The 4,163-nt window shown below is 35.6% G+C and carries 6 protein-coding genes; all 6 read right to left on the bottom strand.

Annotated features, from left to right (window positions below; genetic code table 11):
- Positions 1-245 precede the first annotated feature (245 nt).
- Positions 246-986, bottom strand: a complete 741-nt coding sequence (locus HWX04_RS07825; RefSeq protein WP_175869570.1) for a TrbJ/VirB5 family protein — start codon at positions 984-986, stop codon at positions 246-248.
- An 8-nt stretch (positions 987-994) separates the two neighbouring features.
- Positions 995-1,126, bottom strand: coding sequence for a TrwH protein (locus tag HWX04_RS08380; protein ID WP_210259584.1), 132 nt, complete (start codon positions 1,124-1,126; stop codon positions 995-997).
- A gap of 235 nt (positions 1,127-1,361) precedes the next feature.
- Positions 1,362-2,147 (bottom strand): TrbL/VirB6 family protein, encoded by a 786-nt coding sequence (locus tag HWX04_RS07820; RefSeq protein ID WP_175869571.1) that lies wholly within the window; start codon positions 2,145-2,147, stop codon positions 1,362-1,364.
- A 62-nt stretch (positions 2,148-2,209) separates the two neighbouring features.
- Entirely contained in the window at positions 2,210-2,980 is a 771-nt protein-coding gene (locus HWX04_RS07815; protein ID WP_175869569.1) for a TrbJ/VirB5 family protein, read from the bottom strand.
- Positions 2,977-3,120 (bottom strand): TrwH protein, encoded by a 144-nt coding sequence (locus tag HWX04_RS08375; protein WP_175868913.1) that lies wholly within the window; start codon positions 3,118-3,120, stop codon positions 2,977-2,979. The genes HWX04_RS07815 and HWX04_RS08375 overlap by 4 nt, the downstream gene beginning before the upstream one ends.
- Positions 3,121-3,354: 234 nt before the next feature.
- Positions 3,355-4,163, bottom strand: an 809-nt coding sequence (locus HWX04_RS07810) for a TrbL/VirB6 family protein (RefSeq protein ID WP_175869568.1), incomplete at its 5' end; no start/stop codon positions are given.

The raw sequence follows: 4,163 nt of genomic DNA, 5'->3' as shown, positions 1-4,163 counted from the left end.
ATACGTTTTTGTTACCTGATCAATTTTATCGAAAAGTTGCGTGAACATAATAAAGTTCATGGCATTCCTCTTTAACGAATAGTCAAATTTTTATCATCTTGAGACACAGATATATGCTAAAGGCTTCCTTTGCATTTATACATTACTTAAGTCGTTTCACCACGATTATCATGACTTTGATAAAATCCTCTCTGCTTCTCTAACTCTTCCGATGAGCACTAAATCCTGTAAATCAGCTTTTGTTTTCATCGTATGGTAGGCATCCCTGTTTTTTCATGATTAAAAAATTTCATATCAACTTCACGCCTTTTCATTTTGATAAGTGTATGTTCAGCGTTACGAAGATGTGTGATCATTTGCATTTTTATAGATTCATTTTGGATTAAGGCTAATACACCGTCGATATGTGTTTGAAAATCAGCAATGTCTTTCAAGGTTTCTTGTTTTGGAAGTTCGTCTAATAGATTGTTAAGGTATTCAAAACGATTTTTTACGTGCTCAAAAGTTTTCAAAGTTACGGCTTTATCGAGAGATGATGTAAATTGTAAACGCGCAGAAAGAGCTTTGCCTATTTCATCAATAGTTCCAGAAATTTTTTGTTCTTCTTCCTGCACTCGTTTATATGATTCCTTTGAATGCTGATTTCCCTTATAGAGTAATTCTGGCTGTGCGAGGAAAGAATCTATAATATACTTTGGTGGAGATCCCATTACCGAACTCTTTGCTATAGCTTGAAGAGCTTTTTCTGATTCTGCAAGTTGTTTTGATTTCAACGCAAGCTGTTGTTTTAACAGCTTGATAATTTCATCATATTCTCCTTTTGTGGGAGGTGAAGGGGGATGTGCCGATGTAGACGATATCTTCTGTATAGACGTTGAAGAATGGCCCCGAAATGGGAGATCTCGGAAATTAATAGCACCTGCATATGTTGAATTTAATATTCCCAAAAGAGCAATGATTCCTGTTATAATAAACTGCTTTTTCATCTGTCTCCTCATTTAATTTCGGCAGGGATTGTATTATTAATAGGCACACGATTTCTCTCATTTGGTTGCTTTAGCTTTGGTGCTAATGCACAGGCCGATAAAAGGTTTGCAATCAAAATTATAAGAATGATATTTTTCATTTTAAGATTACTCTTTATTGTTGTTAGATGTATTCTAACATTTTTGATCATTATTGCTATTTTGAATATAAAGTAAAGTGCATAGTGTGTAAATTTTACTTTTTGATTTCATTTTTATTTATGAAATGATCCAATTTCAGTGCCAATATGTTTTACTGTAGGAGCGGATATGTTGATTATTTTGTCCTATAGATGTTTAAGGGCAGCTGTTTTGGGAACCGTTGCTTACACTATTTTAGCTTCTATGCCTCCATAGATGACTAAAAGTGATTCCTTTTGCGAGAGAATTGGCAATGCTTGACATTTTAAGTAACAGCATAATGGATATAATGGACAAGATGAGAGCACCCCCAAACATAAAGCCTATATTTTGTTGGTAATCGAGTTTCATATCGCTCAAATAGTTGGCAAAGATATTTATCATCAGACTAAATACCGTCGATAAGAGTAGAAAGAGGATTATGTAATTCACGACTTGGATGATCCATTGCTCGAAAAGGCGGTGGGTTGGTTGCCAGAGTAGAGCAATAATGAAGATAGGCCCCAATCCCACAAGAAGTATGATAGCGATTTTTGTTAGAAGTACGAGACCACCACCAATTGCTACGACGAAGCTTGTTGCCAGCAAGATGAGGATGCCTAAGAGAGCGTAAAGCAGTCCATTGGCTTCGAAAAAGATGGTTTCTTGGAAAAGACGGCCTGCATATTGAAATCCATTTTCTGCTGTTGTGTCAAGCAATCTCATTAATTCTTTATCATTGAGTGGATTGGTGATGAGCGCTTTTGATAAATCATAGGGCATGCTTGTTATCAAATTTGCAATTTCGCTTTGATAAAGTCCTGTAGTGAGAGCTATTGAAGTGATAATACTCACTCGCAGGCAACGGTTCACAAATCCGGAGAGGGGCATATCTATAGCGCCACGAATGATAAGCCATCCATAGATGAGAAAAGCGATTGTTATCCCAATCGATACAAAGGGGGTAATGGTTGCAACGCTTCTTTGAATTGTTGAGATAATATTAAATCTTAGACATTGATTTTTGTTTGCATGAAAAGAGAAAGAACATGCTGCAAAGAACTTTATTGAAATCTTAAGTGAGGAACATTCTTGTTGCTCACATCAAAAATTTTTTGATGCAGTTTACGTTTTTGTATATCAATAAAAGGTTCTTGATTATCGCTTAAATTTATGACCATTTGTAGTTTTGCATATTCATTTTGGATCATGGCTGACATATGCCTGATGCTTGCTTGCAGCTCGAAAATATCTTTTAGATCTTCTGTTTTATTTATATCATTTAATAAATCGACAATTTGTGTAAAGCGCTTATCTGCATCCAAAAGAGTTTGCAGGCTTACGGCTTTAGCGATAATGCCACTATATTCAAGACGCTTATTAATTATGTTGCGCATCTCATCCGATTTCATGTATGAGAACATAATCCTATGCTCTTCAATGTTAGTCTGAGTCATAAGACTTTCTAAATAAGGCATATTTTTAAATTGCCGAGGAGTCAGTCCCATGTAGGTTTTGTGAGGGGATGGGTAGTTCAAAGCCGGATCATAAAAAAAGTGATGATTTGGATTTTTTTTTATTTTGTCTTGTATTTTGTTACCTGTTATAGATTGGTAAATCTCTTCCGTTTTTTGGAACTGTGTTTTACTTTCTTTAATTTGTCTCTTTAATAACTTAATAATTTCCGATTTTTTTTCTTCTGGAGACAATGTTGATGGATCATTCGGATTAACAACTGAATGATCATCAGGCTTCTTACTGTTTGCATCTGCTAGAGTTAGACTCAGACTTCCCAAAAGAGTAATGATTCCTGTTATAATAACTTGCTTTTTCATCTGTCTCCTCGCTTAATTTCGGCAGGGATTGTATTATTAATAGGCACACGATTTCTCTCATTTGGTTGCTTTAGCTTTGGTGCTAATGCACAAGCCGATAAAAGGTTTGCAATCAAAATTATAAGAATGATATTTTTCATTTTAAGATTACTCTTTTTGTTGTTAGATGTATTCTAACATTTTTGATCATTATTGCTATTTTGAATATAAAGTAAAGTGCATAGTGTGTAAATTTTACTTTTTGATTTCATTTTTATTTATGAAATGATCCAATTTCAGTGCCAATATGTTTTACTGTAGGGTGGAATATATAGGTTATTTTATCATCAGATATTAAGGAGAGTTCTTACATGAATTGTTTCACGCTCTATCATCTAGTTCTTATGTTTCCATAGATGATCAAATGTGATTCCTTTTGCGAGAGAATTGGCAATGCTTAACATTTTGAGTAACAGCATGATGGATATAATGGACAAGATGATAGCTCCCCCAAACGTATAGCTTGCACTCTGTTGGTAATCGATACGCATGCCGTTCACATAGTTTATAAAGATGTTCATCATAATATTAAATACGGTAGATAGGAGTAGAAAGAGGATTATATAATTCACGACTTGGATGATCCATTGTTTGAAAAGGCGGTGGGTTGGTTGCCAGAGTAGAGCAATAATGAAGATAGGCCCCAATCCCACAAGAAGTATGATAGCGATTTTTGTTAGAAGAACAAGGCCACCACCGATTACCACAACGAAACCTGTTGCCAGCAAGAGGAGGGTACCTAAGAGAGCGTAAAGCAATCCATTAGGGTCGAAGAAGATGGCTTCTTCGAAAAGATGGCTTGCATATTGAAATCCATTTTCTGCTGTTGTGTCAAGCAATTTCATTAATTGTGTATTATCGAGTGGATTTGGGATGAGCACTTTTGATAAATCATAGGGCATGCTTGTTATCAAATTTGCAATTTCGCTTTGATAAAGTCCTGTAGTGAGAGCTATTGAAGTGATAATACTCACTCGCAGGCAACGGTTCACAAATCCGGAGAGGGGCATATCTATAGCGCCACGAATGATAAGCCATCCATAGATGAGAAAAGCGATTGTTATCCCAATCGATACAAAGGGGGTAATGGTTGCAACTGCTTTTGAGCAAATATCCGTGACATACGTTTTTGTTACCTGATCAA

Source organism: Bartonella gabonensis (genome assembly GCF_903679515.1).
In the GTDB taxonomy this organism is placed as follows: domain Bacteria; phylum Pseudomonadota; class Alphaproteobacteria; order Rhizobiales; family Rhizobiaceae; genus Bartonella; species Bartonella gabonensis.
Note: the sequence above shows the minus strand (reverse complement) of the source record. Positions and strands in the feature narration are given on the sequence as shown.